The sequence below is a fragment of the Bacillus thuringiensis genome (assembly GCF_022095615.2).
Lineage (GTDB): Bacteria > Bacillota > Bacilli > Bacillales > Bacillaceae_G > Bacillus_A > Bacillus_A cereus_AG.
Genome location: NZ_CP155559.1, coordinates 1,434,411 through 1,448,714 on the forward strand (window position 1 = coordinate 1,434,411; position 14,304 = coordinate 1,448,714).

Here is a 14,304-nt window from a genome sequence, read left to right on the forward strand (position 1 = left end):
TTAGTAGTATGGAACTACTAATGGTTTTTTATTAAGTAGAATGAAAAAAGAAAACAAAAAATATCCCTCATATTAATGAGGGATATTTTTTGAAGTTAATAAAAGACTATTCGAATTTTAAAGAGTCGCCGTCGAATGATTCGTCAGCAACTTTAATTGAGTCAGTTGGACAACCTTCGAATGCATCCATCATATCTTCAATTAATACATCTGGAATTTCAACGATACCTTGGTTATCGTCTAACGTTACAAATGCAATACCTTCATCATCATAATCATAAATGTCTGGTGCAGCAGCGCCGCAAGCACCACATGCGATACAAGTATCTTTATCAACGATTGTATATTTTGCCATCTTTTATCCCTCCTGATAATATGTATGTGAAAAGCTCGCCATAAAAATTATAACCTTATTGTAAAACGGTTTTTAAAACTTTTCAACATAAAATTATAATGATAATCCTTATCAATTAGAGTGTCAACTAATTTTTGTATTATGTCATAAGATTTTCAAAATACGTAAATGTTATTTCGTTTGGTACAATATACTATATACAAGTACATAGTGCCAATATGATAAGTTTAATGAGTAACGTAGATAGTGCAATCATACTAAAAAGTAATTAAGTTAGAAAGGAGGAAGCGGTAATGCAACTACAATATACTTTATTGTATTGTTTAAAACAATTGAATGGTGAAAGGACCGTTTCTTCTATTTATTATTTATTAAAAGGAAAACGATCTTCGCAAACGTTCCAAGATGGAAATATGTTCCGAATTTCTTTTTTATTTGGAATATATAAATCGTTAAATAGAACAGACTATGATCGTGAAGTTGCAAAGTTGTTGCAAGCAGACTTGATTCAAGAAATACATGAAAATACATATTTGTTAACATCTAAAGGTAACATGCAGTTGCAAACATGGGAGGAAGTGTATGCTTTTCCCGCGCATTTACATGGTTTGCACTATGGAGAATTAGGTGAAACATTTTGGAAAAGGTTATCATTAATTATTCAAACTATATCTAATTTACAACAGAATAATACGAAGTTTATTCCCATTCAACAAGATACAGAAATAACGGTGTGGGTGAAACGCTTTTTAACAGGTATACCGTATAGGAGAAGTGAATTGGCTAAAAGATTATGGAAAGAAATACATAATCTTTTAGGAAAAGGTGATGTAGTAGAAGCGACAATTGTAACATATCGATTAACAGGATATGAACGTATCGGTTGTACATTGCAGCAATTAGTGGAAATTACGAAACAAGATATATTTCGGGTGTATTTTTTATTTTGGGGTACAATTCACTTCTTTATACAAGAAGTTCGCGATAAAGAAAATGAATTTCCGCTGTTAGCTGAAATTATATCTTACCCAAATGAGAGAGCTGAATTATTTAGTTTATCAACGAAAAAAACATATAATTTTTGGAGACAAGGACGTTCTTTAGAAGAAATAGCGACAATTAGAAATTTAAAGGTTGCAACGATAGAAGATCATTTTGTTGAAATTGCTTTACGGGAAAAAGAGTTTTCAATCGAGATGTTTATGGAAAAAGATAAAATAGATAAAGTAACAAAAGTAATTGAGGCATTACAAACACGTAAGTTGCGTGAGTTGAAACAAGCGGTTGGAGAGGGGATTTCTTATTTTGAGGTCCGTCTTGTATTGGCGCGGATGGAGGGTATAAATGAAGCTTGAGGAATATTTATATAGATGGTTTGGATATTCTGAATTTCGACCAGGGCAAAAAGGGGTAATTACAGATTTATTGGAAGGAAAAGATGTTATAGCGATGCTCCCGACTGGAAGAGGGAAGTCTATGTGCTATCAACTTCCAGGGCTAATGCAAGAAGGAACAGTACTTGTTGTATCACCGTTATTATCTTTGATGGAAGATCAGGTTGCACAATTAAAATATGTTGTGAAAAACCGAGTAATAGCATTTAATAGTTTTCGGACATTACATGAAAAAAGAGAAGCGATGAAAAAATTAGCTTCATATAAATTTATTTTTGTTTCACCAGAGATGTTGCAGTCGGAAGTGCTAATAAGAGAATTGAAGAAAGTTCATATTTCATTATTTGTTGTGGATGAGGCTCATTGTATTTCACAATGGGGTTATGATTTTAGACCGGACTATAAAAAACTAAATGTGGTCATTGAGAATATCGGGTCTCCTACGGTGCTAGCATTAACGGCAACAGCGACGAAAGATGTGCTACGAGATATAGCGGATAGTTTAGATTTGAAGAAAGTGACGCAGCATGTATACTCTATTGATCGTCCAAATATTGCAATGGAAGTCCAATTTGTGGAGACGATAGAAGAGAAGAAAGAAGCGCTTTTGGACCAGGTGATGTATTTACAAGGGCCAGGGATTGTATATTGTTCAAGCAGAGCATGGACAGAGCGCTTAACGGAATACTTAAGAGGAAAAGGCGTGACTGGTGTCGCTTTTTATCATGGTGGTATGGAACATGAAGAGCGTATGTTAATTCAACAGCAGTTTATGAATGACCAGTTGCAGCTTGTAATATGTACAAGTGCTTTTGGTATGGGAGTAAATAAGTCGAATACGAGCTATATTATTCATTTCCATTATCCGACCAATATAGCTTCCTATTTACAAGAAATCGGAAGAGCTGGAAGAGATGGTGAACCGAGTATAGCTATCTTACTATGTAGTCCGTTAGATCACGATTTGCCAATTTCAATAATTGAAGATGAATTGCCAAGTCAGTCGCAAATACAATTTCTATTTTCTTTACTACAAGAAAGAATGTTTCAAACGAAAGAATTACCAATAGAAGAGGTAGAAGAAATTTGTTATAATGCAGCAAGATTTAATGAACAATATTGGCGTTTCATCCGCTATCATCTTGAGCAGCTTGGAATCATACAACAGCGAAAATTAAAATTAGAGAGCTTGTCAGATGAAATTATGAACAGATTAATAGCTGAAGTAGAAATAAGGCTGCGTAATAAATATAGTGAGCTAGAAAACATGAAATCATGGATACATGTGAAAGGATGTAGACGTGAATATTTGCTGCAACAGTTCGGTTATAGAAAAGAGAACGAGTTAAAAAATTGCTGTGACTATTGTAGTATTACAAAAACAGATTATAAAAAAAGACAAGCGCAGCAATCGGATTTCGACTATAATTGGGAAACAGAGTTACAAAAGCTTTTCGGTCTAGAAAAGATGGGGGAATGATGAACATTCAAAGGCATAATATTGAAGATATGAGTCCGAAAGAAATAAGGCTGAATCTGTATATCACACAGTTCATTATTATCGGTATCGGTTGTTTACTAGCATATATATTATTCCGAGATATAAAATCGGTGTATAGTCTATGGAAATGGGAACCGGTGTCTATACTTATAATAGGCGGCTTATTAGCAATTGGTATTGTGTTATTAGATTATGTTGCAATGCGAGTATTTCCAGAGTCTTGGTTTGATGATGGGGGTATTAACGATAGGATGTTTCAAGGAATGTCAGTTATGCATCTACTCGTTATTACGTTCATTATCGGTTTTGCAGAAGAATTTCTATTTAGAGGTGTAGTGCAGACGCACTTTGGAATTGTAATAGCGAGTTTAGTATTTGCAGTGTTACATATTCGGTATATAAAAAAGCCATTTTTATTTTGTTTCGTATGTTTCATTAGTTTTGTCTTCGGTTATGTATTTGAATGGACAGGAAATTTGTTTATAACAATCTTTGCACACTTTCTTGTTGATTTTATAATGGGACTCCAATTAAGAAAATAAATGGAAGGTGGTGGTGAACAACATGAGAAAACGAATTCCTGATTTTGAAGAGGAATTAGAAGTTGAGCGAGTGGAAGAAAAAGAAAGTTTACCGCCGCGTAGTGAAATTCATAGAAATAAAGAGAAAAAAGAAAAGTTTAAAATGAATCATATTTTCGTCCGAGTTTTAACATTTCTATTCATATTACTACCAATTAGTATCTTATGGTATACAGATAAATATATTCAGGTGAAAAGTGATGGTAATAACGCTGGGAAAAGTGCGTTTGAGGTCATTTTCTTTGATTCAGCTAAATCTGAATCAGGGGCACCATCTGAGAAAGTAGTAACGCATACGGTGAAAGAGGGAGAAACTTTAGAAAGTATAGCGAAGCAATATTTTTCAGATGAAACTGGGATCGAAGTGATTAAAAAGTATAATGGTTTACAAGAGGATGAAGTGAATGTAGGTCAAGAAATAAAAATTCCGATAAAAGATAAGTCCGCAAAGCAGGAGAGCTAGAACATACTTGCTATAAAAACTGAGGATTATCTTTATGAGGAAGGGAGTAAAAAATATATGATATGGATTATCTTATTAAGTACTCTCATATGTATTGGTATTATATTTCTTCTTGTAATGTATACAGAAGCGATGCGTAATACTGTGTTAGAACATACTTTAATATTTGAAGAATTTCCGAAAAGTTTTCAAAAAGTAAAGGTGTTTTTTATTTCTGATATTCATAGAAGGGTCATTTCAAGTTCATTAATTGAACAAGTAAAAGGAAATGTAGACCTTGTAATTATTGGCGGTGATTTAGCGGAAAGAGGCGTCCCTTTATCGAAAATCTCTGCAAATATACAAAAGTTAAGAGTTATAGCTCCTGTATATTTTGTATGGGGAAATAATGATTATGAGATTGAATATCATGAATTAGATGCTTTGTTATTAGAAAATAATGTGAAAGTTTTAGATAATACAAGAGTTGTATTTGAGTCTGAACTAGGAGAAAAAATTTGTTTACTCGGTGTAGATGATGTTGGTTTGAAACGTGATCGTTTAGATTTAGCGTTGGCTGATTGCAAAGAAGATGGTTTTCGCATATTAATTAGTCATAACCCTGATATAATAAATAAAATGTCTGGAAAAGAACAAATTTCACTTGTGTTAAGTGGACATACACATGGAGGACAGATTCGATTATTCCCATCTAAAAAATATTTAAAAGGTGGCGTATATAAGCATTCAAATATGACTCTTTTTGTTAGTAATGGGTATGGAACAACGTTGATCCCACTTCGCTTCCGAGCACCTGCTCAAACACATATTATCACGTTATGCGGAGGGAAATGATGCCAACTCTAAACGGGAAATATAACATAAAAGCTGTTTCGAATATAATTGGAATTCAGCCGAGTACGCTTCGTGCATGGGAGAGACGATATCAAATTATTGCTCCAAAGCGGAATCATGCGGGGCATCGATTATATACAGAAGAGCATATTCAAATTTTGAAATGGTTAATGGACAAGGTTTCTTCCGGCATGATGATTGGACAAGCAGTTCAATTATTAGAAGGGAATCGTTTGCAGCGTAATGTTCAAAAAGAAATACATTACGATAGAGAAGTTGTTTTAGTGGACGATTTACTACAAGCTTTGTTAAAATTTGATGAAATTACAACTTCTGCATTGTTAAACGAGGCTTTTAGTATTTATGCAACAGAAAAAGTTATAGCAAGTATTGTTCTTCAAGTGTCAAATAAATTGTTAACGCTAAAAAATAATAATGAAGTTACATTGGTGCAATTCCAATATGTCGTATCATTTTTACAAACTCGTCTAGGAATGGTGTATCATAATGCATCATCATTTTCTTCTATACACAAAGTTGTTGTGTTAGAAAATAATATGTTGAAAGGGTTTGTTTTCTCAACGTATTTACGCTTAAAAGGATATGAAGTGATATATATTAGGTCAAGCTTAGCGGAAGATGGCATTTTGTTAGCTGTTGAGCAAATACAACCTACATATGTAGTAGTCTCTTTTAATGAGGAACAAGAACTTAAGAACGCGATGAACGACACGAATTTGTTGCAAGAAAAAAGTGAGAAACTTTCTGTTGGGTTTATAGGAGAAATAGGTGCTCGAGATCAGTTGAACATTCAAACATGCCTAATTGGTGATACGAAAGAAGAATGGGATGATTGGTTAAAAATGTTAGAATAGTTGTTCGAAAAGAACCATCTATTTTCTATTTCATATAATAAAAATTATATTCATTGGTTACGTAGGGAGGGTATGAGATGAGGCTGGAACGATTAAATTACAATAAGATAAAAATTTTCTTAACATTTGATGATTTATCTGAACGAGGATTAACGAAAGAAGATTTGTGGAGAAATGCACCGAAAGTACAGCAATTATTTCGTGATATGATGCAAGAAGCAAATAAGGAACTAGGGTTTGAAGCGGATGGTCCGATTGCAGTTGAAGTATTTTCTCTACAAGCGCAAGGAATGGTCGTAATTGTAACGAAAGAACATCAAGATGTGGATACAGATGATGAGTTCCGTGACGAGTTTATTGAAATGCAAGTGACTCTAGATGAAAGTGAGCATATACTTTATGAGTTTGCTACACTAGATGACGTAATTAACCTGTCGAATCGTTTATATAACCTTGATGTAACTGGCGGAAAACTATATACGTGGGATGGGCGTTACTATCTTTGGATGGAAGAAGAGGAGCAAGTTCAATTACTGAAGGCAGATTTTATAGCTATTTTAGCGGAATATGGTAATCCGTCTACAGCAACTATTTATCGTCTAATGGAGTATGGTAAAGAATTAATGGCTTCTCAAGCAATTGAACAAATACACAATTACTTTGTGAAAAAACAAAACCTTAGCTAATATAACAGAGCTAAGGTTTTGTTTTTTATTTGGAAAAACCTAAAATGTTGGTCTGAAAATGTCAAAACGATTAATGGTATAGCGGGAATCATAAATACTTAAGCATTCTTTATTTTATTTAAATGTATCTTTTTAAGGTGTTGTATTTAAGTGAAATAAAAAATATTTAAATATTTAAGTATTTTACTTTTCTAAAAGTAATAAAAGGACTATAATGATAGTGAAAACGCTTGCAAAAGAAAAAAGTTTGTATATATTTGTTAGCGTTTTCTATTGCATTCCAAATTTAACGGTGTATACTAGGCAATGAAGGTTTACTAAACAAGTGAAATTACAGGGGGTTTACTTACTATGGTAGCCGAAAAGGGAACTCAAACAAAAACACAACAACAAAGGGAACAACATTTTGAACTATTGAATTCGACACAAATTGTTATTAGTGAAGCATTAGAAAAATTGGGTTATCCAAACGAAGTATATGAATTATTAAAAGAACCAATTCGTATGATGACAGTGAAAATACCAGTTCGTATGGATGACGGGACTGTTAAAATATTTACAGGATATCGTGCACAACATAATGATGCTGTTGGTCCAACGAAAGGTGGAATTCGCTTCCATCCGAATGTAACAGAAAATGAAGTGAAAGCACTTTCAATCTGGATGAGTTTAAAATGTGGTATTGTTGATTTACCATACGGTGGAGGTAAAGGTGGAATTATCTGTGACCCACGTGAAATGTCATTCCGTGAGTTAGAAAGATTAAGCCGCGGTTATGTACGAGCAATTAGCCAAATCGTAGGACCGACGAAAGATATTCCAGCTCCAGATGTATTCACAAACTCTCAAATCATGGCATGGATGATGGATGAATATAGCCGTATTGATGAATTTAATTCACCAGGATTTATTACAGGTAAGCCACTTGTATTAGGTGGATCACATGGACGTGAAACAGCAACGGCGAAAGGTGTAACAATTTGTATTCGCGAAGCTGCAAAAAAACGCGACATTGATATTAAAGGTGCACGCGTTGTTGTTCAAGGATTCGGTAATGCTGGTAGCTTCTTAGCTAAATTTATGCATGATGCAGGCGCGAAAGTTATTGCAATCTCGGATGCTTACGGTGCATTGCATGATCCAAACGGATTAGATATTGATTATTTATTAGACCGTCGTGATAGCTTCGGTACAGTAACCAAACTATTTAATAATACAATTTCAAATAAAGAATTGTTAGAACTTGATTGCGATATTTTAGTTCCAGCTGCAATTGAGAACCAAATTACAGAAGAAAATGCTAATAATATTAAAGCAAAAATCGTTGTTGAAGCTGCAAATGGTCCAACAACATTAGAAGCAACTAAAATTTTAACAGATCGCGGAATTTTACTTGTTCCAGACGTATTAGCAAGTGCTGGTGGGGTAACAGTATCTTACTTTGAGTGGGTACAAAATAACCAAGGTTACTACTGGACTGAAGAAGAAGTAGAACAACGTTTAGAAAAAGTAATGGTAAGATCATTTGATTCTATTTATGAAACAGCACAAGTTCGTAAAGTGAATATGCGCTTAGCTGCGTATATGGTCGGTGTTCGTAAAATGGCTGAAGCAAGTCGCTTCAGAGGTTGGGTATAATATTATATCGTGAGAAAACGTGATTCCTTTCGAGGGAATCACGTTTTTTTGTTGAAGTATTAGTGTGAGGTGTTGTATATGGAAAATGAAATGATGGAACGAGTAGAACAATTAGAAGAAAAGGTTAAGAGGTTAGAGGCAGAACTCTCAAGAACGATGAAAGCCCGAAAAACAAGTAACGTTCGGATGTTCGGAGAAGGACTACTGTTTTTAATATTTGGTGCAGTTGTAGTAGGGCCGATTATCGCTTTTGTAATCTCGATTCTTACTTGGATTGTTGAAAAATAAAATAAAAATAAAAAAGAACGCTTGTTCTGCACGAACAAACGTGCTATACTTTCCTTAGATAAACAAAACGGAAATGATTTTAAGGAGAGATAAATGATGAAAATGACAGTAGACCAAAGATTTATGATGCCAGCAGATGTTGTAGAGCGAGTGGAAGTATTACGAAACAAACAAAGTAAGCGTGGCACATTATTACAATCAGTAAACAAATTTTTCGGTTTAGATACGAAAGAAGATTGTGTTTGGTTTTACGGTTTTTATGGAGTGGCTGTAAGTATTTTGTTGTTTATGGTGTTCACTTCAAATATTTTCGATTTTCTCTTCGCGTAAGAAATATGCGATAAGGACATTACTGCCGAATACATATATAAGGAAGTAAGGTAATCTTCTAGAGCGGGAGTTGGTAGTAATGGCGATGTTTCCTATAGAGCGTAACTATATTGGGTATGGAAGTTCACGACCGGGAATTCCTCTTTCTAAAGTAAGGTTTATTGTAAGTCATGATACGGGGAACCCTGGTAGCAATGCGATAGGGAATCGGGATTATTTTAATGAAATACAACCGAAAGCTTCGGCACATACATTTATAGATGATAAAACAATATTGGAAATTGTTCCTATAAATGAAGTTGCGTATCATGTTCGATATGGTGTGCCGACGGATAATGACTTATACGGCTATGACGCGAATAAGGCGGCCATTGGAGTGGAACTTTGTTATGGTGGTGATGTTAACTTTTGGGAAGCATATAATCGTTTTACATGGTATCATGCGTATTTATGCCAAAACTTTGGCTTAAATCCGAAAAAAGATATCGTGTCACATAAAACGCTTGATCCAGCTAGAAAGATTGATCCTGAGAATGTATTAGGGAAACAAGGTATTAAATTTCAGCAGTTTTTAGCAGATGTCTATCGGATGTACGTTTCGTTTAGATGACAAATATATGAAAAATGAATACAATAAAGATAGGTGCCTACTGCTGTAAGTAGGTTTTTTCTTGTTTTTATAAATAGCGTATTGGTAGAAGACTAGGAGTGAGCTGAGTATGCAGAAAGAAACAGCTATCATAATTGGAGGCGGTCCGTGCGGATTAGCAGCAGCAATTTCGTTGCAAAAGGTAGGGATAAATCCGTTAGTAATTGAAAAAGGAAACATTGTAAATGCGATTTATAATTATCCAACTCATCAAACATTTTTCTCTTCTAGTGAAAAATTAGAAATTGGTGATGTAGCTTTTATTACAGAAAATCGTAAGCCAGTCCGAAATCAAGCGCTTGCGTATTATCGTGAAGTAGTAAAGCGTAAATCTGTACGTGTAAATGCTTTTGAACGAGTGGAGAAAGTTCAAAAGGATGGAGAAGTGTTTCAGGTTGAGACGACAAAGCGTGACGGAAGTACAACAATATATATAGCGAAATATATTGTTGTAGCAACTGGATATTATGACAATCCAAATTATATGAACGTTCCAGGTGAGGAACTGAAGAAAGTAGCTCACTATTTTAAAGAGGGACATCCTTATTTTGATCGAGATGTAGTAGTTATAGGTGGGAAAAACTCGAGTGTAGATGCTGCGTTAGAACTTGTTAAAGCCGGTGCGCGTGTAACGGTTTTATATCGCGGAAGTGAGTATTCACCAAGCGTTAAGCCGTGGATTTTGCCGGAGTTTGAGGCGTTAGTACGAAGCGGCACGATTCAAATGCATTTCGGGGCTCACGTGAAAGAAATCACTGAACATACATTAGCGTTTACAGTTGATGATGAGGCATATACAATTCAAAACGATTTTGTATTTGCGATGACTGGTTACCATCCTGATCATAGTTTCTTAACGAAGATGGGTGTTCGGATTGATGAAGAAACAGGACGTCCGATTTATACAGAGGATACGATGGAAACGAACGCTGAAAATATTTTCATTGCAGGTGTAATTGCTGCTGGAAATAATGCGAATGAAATATTTATTGAGAACGGTCGATTTCATGGAGATGCGCTTGCACAAACTATTGCAACAAGAGAAATATAAAAAGAAGCTGTCGAAGTCTATTTCGACAGCTTCTTTTTTAACTGTGCATAAACATATTTTGGATTGTTTCATGAGAATTTGTGTTCTCTAATGCAACTAATAATTTAATACGTGCTTTTTGAGCATTTAAACCGTATGTGAATACAATACCCATATCTTTTAATTGCTTGCCGCCACCTTCATATGAATATACATCTTGAACGATGCCATTGAAACAACGAGAAACTAATACGACAGGAATGCCTTTATTTATTAATCGTTCTAGACTAGGAAGTGTTCTTGGAGGTAAATTACCTTGTCCAAGTGCTTCAATAACAATCCCGTCTACTGGAAGGGTTTCGATTGCTGCTAACAATGTATCGTCCATACCAGCGTATGCTTTTAGAACAACTACGTTTTTAGAAACTGTATTGACTGAATATGTTTCGTGATGTACTAAAGCGTGATGGAATACAACGCCTCGCTTTGTTACCATACCAATTGGTCCATACTGTGGACTCTGGAATGTTGCCACGTTACTTGTATGTGTTTTCGTTACATTTGTAGCGCAATGAATTTCGTCGTTTAATACGACTAGAACACCTTTTTCAGCAGCTTCACTACAGCTAGCGACTTTTACAGCTGATAAGAAGTTATATAGACCATCAGCACCTAATTCATTACTAGAACGCATTGCGCCTGTTACAACGATTGGAATAGTTGCTTGCACCGTTAAATCTAAGAAATAGGCTGTTTCTTCTAATGTATCCGTACCATGCGTAATGACTACGCCATGAATGTCGTCTTGTTTTACTCTTTCATCAATGATGACTTGTAATTGTAACATTTCGCTCGGTGTCATATGAGGAGATGGTAGATGGAACACATCTTCAACGATTAAATCAACATCGCCTTCTAAATCAGGAATAAATTTTAAAAGAGGATTTTTTTCACCTGGTTGTACGACCCCAGTTTCTTTATCTTCCTCCATTGCAATTGTTCCACCTGTGTGTAAAACTAGGATTCTTTTCAATGCTTATACCCCTTTCAAGTTGAAAAATACATTTAGAACATAACATGTTTTGAGTAAATTCGACAATGGAAATGTATAAAAGTATGCCTCGAAAATGACAATAAAGTTAGCTGCTATATGTACGATGTATAAAATTGCGAAACGAAATGTGTAAATATAGGATAGGAGGGAGCAATTACGTTGAAAAAGATGGAGAGAATTTTTATTCGTATATTAGTAATACAATTCATTTGTCTTTGTATTGTACAATTGTTATTTATACATAAGTCATCGGTGAAATATTTATCTAAAATTGTTTATTATGAAGGTGTCATGGTAAAAAACAAAGCAGAAATCTTACAGGTGAATAGGTAGTTTTCATTTTCTTCTATGAAGGATTATGCTACAATAATTGAGGATTTAATGACGTGAAGCAAATGAGAAGAAGCAGGCGAATACCTGCTTTTCATTTTGTTTTATAAGTGAAAAAATGAGGTGTTACAATGGATAAACGAATTTCAATTGCTATAGATGGTCCAGCAGCTGCTGGAAAAAGTACGGTTGCAAAAGTAGTGGCAAAGAAGCTTTCTTACGTTTATATTGATACAGGCGCTATGTATCGTACGATTACATATGCAGCCCTTGAGCAAAAAGTGGATATTGAAAATGAAGAGCAGTTAATGGAAGTTGTAAAGAATGTGAAAATCGAGTTTCAGCAAGGAGAAAATACACAACTTGTATTTTTAAATGGACAAGATGTTTCTGAAGTAATTCGTACACCTGAGGTGACGAATCGAGTATCTATTGTAGCGAAACATCGCCTTGTTCGTGAAGAAATGGTACGTCGTCAACAAGAGTTAGCCGAAAAAGGCGGCGTTGTAATGGATGGTCGTGATATTGGTACACATGTGTTGCCAGATGCTGAAGTGAAGATCTTTATGCTTGCTTCTGTTGAAGAAAGAGCAGAAAGAAGACATTTAGAAAATATGAATAAAGGTTTCGATTCTAATTTAGAGCAGTTAAAAGAAGAAATTGCTCAGCGTGATAAATTAGATTCAGAACGCGAGGTTTCTCCTCTAAAGAAAGCTGATGATGCATTGGAATTAGATACAACTTCTTTATCAATTGAAGAAGTTGTCCAAAAAATTATGAGTATTGTTTCAGGAGTGTTTGCGAAATAAAGAAAGGGGATAACCTCTTTCTTTTTTGTTTATATAGAAATGTAAAGGATACGTGAATTGTGAGTCTCTTTCCTTGACAAATGATGGGATTTGTAAGAAGTTAGTAAAAGAGAGATAAAACTTTCAGAATATATTCGCTATTATATTTCAAAACATACTTTCTTCAAGATGATTTTGCTGTATACTATTTATATAGGTTTAATATATTTTCTAGTGAAATGTATGAAAACTGAGTATGTGATGATAAATTCTTAAACATGCAAATGAAAACACATGTTTTCATTTCGTATATACATAAAAAATGCTTTGTCAATTCTGTAGGGAGGTATTTCCATGGTAGAGAAAATGAATGAAGAAGTTATGGATTCAAAAGAATTACAAGTTGGTGACGTTGTTACAGGTTCTGTAACGAAAGTTGAAGAGAAACAAGTGCTTGTAAATGTTGGATACAAAACAGATGGCGTAATTCCAATTAGTGAATTAGCTAACGTTCATATTGAAAAAGCAAGCGATGTTGTAGAATTAGATCAAATACTAGAATTAAAAATTATTAAATTAGAAGAAGATGATCTTGTCTTATCTAAACGTGCTGTTGATGCAGAAAAAGCATGGGTAGAATTACAAGAGAAATTTACTTCGGGTCATGTATTTGATGTGACTGTAAAAGATATCGTGAATGGTGGATTAGTTGTGGACCTTGGTGTTCGTGGTTTTATCCCAGCTTCACTTGTGGAAGTACATTATGTAGAAGATTTTACTGACTATAAAGGCAAAACATTAGCCGTGAAAATTGTTGAATTAGACCGCGAAAAAAATCGTGTAATCCTTTCGCATAAAGCAGTAGTAGAATTAGAACTAGATTCTAAGAAAAAAGAAGCAATCTCTTCATTAAAAGAAGGAGACATTGTTGAAGGAACAGTACAACGATTAACTGATTTTGGTGCTTTCGTAAATGTTGGTGGTGTGGACGGTTTAGTTCATATTTCACAAATTTCACACGAACGTGTAGAGCAACCTTCTGAAGTATTAGAGCAAGGGCAAAAGGTAAAAGTAAAGGTGTTATCTGTTGATGCTGATACACAACGTATTTCTTTATCAATTAAAGCAGCTCAACCAGGACCTTGGGAAAATGTTGCTGGCGAACTAAAAGCTGGAGATATTCGTGAGGGAGTAGTAAAACGTCTTGTTACATTCGGTGCATTCGTTGAAGTTTTACCTGGCGTTGAAGGTCTTGTGCACGTATCTCAAATTGCAAATCGTCACGTGAAAAATCCAAGTGAAGTATTGGAAATGGGACAAGAAGTAAAAGTGAAAGTGCTTGAAGTCCATGTGGCAGAGAAACGTATTTCTTTAAGTATAAAAGAAGCGCTTGAGGAAAATAATGTAATTGAAGATTACAGTCAGTATGAACCAAATGCTGATTCTGCTACTTTCCAATTAAGTGATATTATTGGTGAACAACTGAAAAAATTAAAGAAATAAAGAGG

Annotated in this window: 17 protein-coding genes; 15 read left to right on the forward strand and 2 right to left on the reverse strand. The window is 34.6% G+C overall.

All coding sequences use genetic code 11. The annotated features are described in order from the left end of the window. Positions 1-106: 106 nt before the first annotated feature. A complete protein-coding gene (locus tag KZZ19_RS07430) occupies positions 107-355 on the reverse strand; it encodes a ferredoxin (RefSeq protein WP_001151994.1) in 249 nt (82 codons plus the stop codon). Between the two features lie 293 nt (positions 356-648). On the opposite strand from KZZ19_RS07430, the gene KZZ19_RS07435 reads away from it, so the two are divergent. The 12 genes from KZZ19_RS07435 to KZZ19_RS07490 all read left to right on the forward strand — a co-directional run bounded on the left by KZZ19_RS07435 (position 649) and on the right by KZZ19_RS07490 (position 10,645). Then, a complete protein-coding gene (locus KZZ19_RS07435) occupies positions 649-1,710 on the forward strand; it encodes a helix-turn-helix domain-containing protein (protein WP_237982581.1) in 1,062 nt (353 codons plus the stop codon). After that, positions 1,700-3,229: a RecQ family ATP-dependent DNA helicase gene (locus KZZ19_RS07440; protein WP_237982580.1), complete on the forward strand. Its 1,530-nt coding sequence runs from the start codon at positions 1,700-1,702 to the stop codon at positions 3,227-3,229. The genes KZZ19_RS07435 and KZZ19_RS07440 overlap by 11 nt, the downstream gene beginning before the upstream one ends. Continuing rightward, a complete protein-coding gene (locus KZZ19_RS07445; RefSeq protein ID WP_061677819.1) occupies positions 3,229-3,792 on the forward strand; it encodes a CPBP family intramembrane glutamic endopeptidase in 564 nt (187 codons plus the stop codon). The genes KZZ19_RS07440 and KZZ19_RS07445 overlap by 1 nt, the downstream gene beginning before the upstream one ends. Positions 3,793-3,814: 22 nt before the next feature. After that, positions 3,815-4,294 carry a LysM peptidoglycan-binding domain-containing protein gene (locus KZZ19_RS07450; RefSeq protein ID WP_237982579.1) on the forward strand — a complete coding sequence of 160 codons (480 nt, stop codon included), beginning with the start codon at positions 3,815-3,817 and terminating at the stop codon, positions 4,292-4,294. Positions 4,295-4,351: 57 nt separating this feature from the next. Continuing rightward, complete coding sequence (locus KZZ19_RS07455; protein WP_088095762.1) at positions 4,352-5,128, forward strand: metallophosphoesterase; 777 nt, start codon at positions 4,352-4,354, stop codon at positions 5,126-5,128. Next, positions 5,128-6,003 (forward strand): MerR family transcriptional regulator, encoded by an 876-nt coding sequence (locus KZZ19_RS07460; protein ID WP_237982578.1) that lies wholly within the window; start codon positions 5,128-5,130, stop codon positions 6,001-6,003. Before KZZ19_RS07455 ends, KZZ19_RS07460 begins: the two co-directional genes overlap by 1 nt. Before the next feature lie 77 nt (positions 6,004-6,080). Further along, positions 6,081-6,689 carry a genetic competence negative regulator gene (locus KZZ19_RS07465; RefSeq protein ID WP_088095764.1) on the forward strand — a complete coding sequence of 203 codons (609 nt, stop codon included), beginning with the start codon at positions 6,081-6,083 and terminating at the stop codon, positions 6,687-6,689. A gap of 351 nt (positions 6,690-7,040) precedes the next feature. After that, positions 7,041-8,327: an NAD-specific glutamate dehydrogenase gene (gudB, locus tag KZZ19_RS07470; RefSeq protein WP_000225171.1), complete on the forward strand. Its 1,287-nt coding sequence runs from the start codon at positions 7,041-7,043 to the stop codon at positions 8,325-8,327. 78 nt (positions 8,328-8,405) lie between these two features. Next, positions 8,406-8,615: a hypothetical protein gene (locus KZZ19_RS07475; RefSeq protein WP_237982577.1), complete on the forward strand. Its 210-nt coding sequence runs from the start codon at positions 8,406-8,408 to the stop codon at positions 8,613-8,615. Between the two features lie 93 nt (positions 8,616-8,708). Further along, complete coding sequence (locus tag KZZ19_RS07480) at positions 8,709-8,945, forward strand: DUF3961 domain-containing protein (protein ID WP_001983018.1); 237 nt, start codon at positions 8,709-8,711, stop codon at positions 8,943-8,945. A gap of 79 nt (positions 8,946-9,024) precedes the next feature. Beyond that, on the forward strand, positions 9,025-9,555 hold the full coding sequence (locus KZZ19_RS07485; protein ID WP_088095765.1) for a peptidoglycan recognition protein family protein: 531 nt from the start codon (positions 9,025-9,027) through the stop codon (positions 9,553-9,555). Between the two features lie 109 nt (positions 9,556-9,664). After that, positions 9,665-10,645 carry a YpdA family putative bacillithiol disulfide reductase gene (locus KZZ19_RS07490; protein ID WP_237982576.1) on the forward strand — a complete coding sequence of 327 codons (981 nt, stop codon included), beginning with the start codon at positions 9,665-9,667 and terminating at the stop codon, positions 10,643-10,645. Positions 10,646-10,682: 37 nt separating this feature from the next. On the opposite strand, the gene ansA is transcribed toward KZZ19_RS07490, so the two are convergent. Then, positions 10,683-11,657, reverse strand: coding sequence for an asparaginase (ansA, locus tag KZZ19_RS07495; protein ID WP_265413178.1), 975 nt, complete (start codon positions 11,655-11,657; stop codon positions 10,683-10,685). A gap of 180 nt (positions 11,658-11,837) precedes the next feature. Between ansA and KZZ19_RS07500 the strand changes: the two genes are divergently transcribed. The 3 genes from KZZ19_RS07500 to rpsA all read left to right on the forward strand — a co-directional run bounded on the left by KZZ19_RS07500 (position 11,838) and on the right by rpsA (position 14,299). After that, the gene (locus KZZ19_RS07500) at positions 11,838-12,011 is read left to right on the forward strand and encodes a YpfB family protein (protein WP_088095768.1); all 174 of its coding nucleotides are present in this window, start codon (positions 11,838-11,840) and stop codon (positions 12,009-12,011) included. 128 nt (positions 12,012-12,139) lie between these two features. Next, positions 12,140-12,817 carry a (d)CMP kinase gene (gene cmk, locus KZZ19_RS07505; RefSeq protein WP_000361265.1) on the forward strand — a complete coding sequence of 226 codons (678 nt, stop codon included), beginning with the start codon at positions 12,140-12,142 and terminating at the stop codon, positions 12,815-12,817. Positions 12,818-13,150: 333 nt separating this feature from the next. Next, a complete protein-coding gene (gene rpsA / locus KZZ19_RS07510) occupies positions 13,151-14,299 on the forward strand; it encodes a 30S ribosomal protein S1 (protein WP_237982874.1) in 1,149 nt (382 codons plus the stop codon). Positions 14,300-14,304 lie beyond the last annotated feature (5 nt).